This is a genomic window from Mycolicibacter acidiphilus (genome assembly GCF_018455725.1).
In the GTDB taxonomy this organism is placed as follows: Bacteria; Actinomycetota; Actinomycetes; order Mycobacteriales; family Mycobacteriaceae; genus Mycobacterium; species Mycobacterium acidiphilum.
Genome location: NZ_JAHCLR010000106.1, coordinates 1 through 1329, shown reverse-complemented (window position 1 = coordinate 1329; position 1329 = coordinate 1). Strand labels below are relative to the sequence as shown.

At 79.7% G+C, this 1329-nt stretch carries 1 pseudogene; it reads left to right on the top strand.

The annotated features are described in order from the left end of the window. Positions 1-1329: pseudogene (locus KIH27_RS21995) on the top strand (PE family protein); the annotation flags it as partial.

Sequence of the window (1329 nt, the reverse complement as noted above, 5' to 3'; positions counted from 1 at the left end):
GGCGGTGACGCGACCGGCGCGGCCGGCGCCGGTGGCGCCGGTGGCTCCGGTGGCACCGGTGGGACCGGTGGTGCGGCAACCGACGGCAACAGCGGCGCCGACGGTGCCGGTGGCCACGGCGGCGACGGCGGTGCGGGCGGCAACGCCGGTGACGGTGGCCGCGGCGGCGACGGTGCCGGCGGCGGCAGCAACAGCGTCGCCGGGACCGGTGGCACCGGCGGCAACAGCAGCAGCACCGCCGGTGCGGGCGGGGCGGCCGGGGCCGGTGGCCTCGGCGGTGACGGCGTCACCGAGGCCGCCGGCGGCACGGCGGGCGCCGGCGGCGCGGTCGGCAGCGGCGGCTCCGGCGGTAACGGCGGCAACGGTGTGCTGCTGGGCAACGGCACGATGCAGGCCGGTGGCAACGGTGGCACCGGCGGCAACTCCACGGCCGACGTCGGTGACGGCGGCGCCGGTGGTAACGGCGGCACCGGTGCCAGCGCGACCGGCCACAACGGTGCGGCCGGTGGTAACGGCGGCACCGGTGGTGCAGCCGGCCAGCACGGCACCGGCGGTAACGGCGGCAACGCCGGCAACGGTGGCGCCGGCGGCAACAGCACCACCACCGGCAGCACCGGCGCGGCCGGCGTCAATGCTCCCAAGGACGCGCAGGGCCAGGTCATGGCCGGTGGCACCGGCGCCCAGGGCGGTCAGGGCGGCACCGGGTTCGCCGGTGGCGCGGGCGGCGTCGGCGGCACCGGCGGTGCGGGTGGCACCGTCTCCGGCGACGGCGGTCAGGGCGGCGAAGGCGGCCTCGGCGGTGACGGCGGTAAGGGCGGCACCGGTGGCACCGGCGGTCAGGGTGGCTCCGGCGGTGACGGCTCGCTGGGCCTTCCCGGTCGACAGGGCGGCACCGGCGGCATCGGTGGTCAGGGCGGTGACGGCGGTCTCGGCGGTGCGGCCGGTCAGGGCGGCTCCGGTGGCGTCGCGCTCGGCGACGGTCAGGCCGGTGAGCACGGTGATGGCGGCCAGGCCGGTAACGGCGGTCAGGGCGGCGACGGCGGTCTCGGCGGTGCGGCCGGTCAGGGCGGCGCCGGTGGCGTCGCGCTCGGCGACGGTCAGGCCGGTGAGCACGGAGATGGCGGCCAGGCCGGTTACGGCGGTCAGGGCGGCGACGCCGGGAACGGCGGCAAGGGCGGCACCGGCGGCAAGGGTTACGGCGGCATCTTCGGTCAGGGCAAGGGTGCTCCCGGCAACGGCGGCACCGGCGGCGAAGGCGGCACCGGCGGCGCCGGCGGTGCGGGCGGCGCGGGTCTGGACGGTCCGGGCAGCGGCGGCGACGGCGGCGCC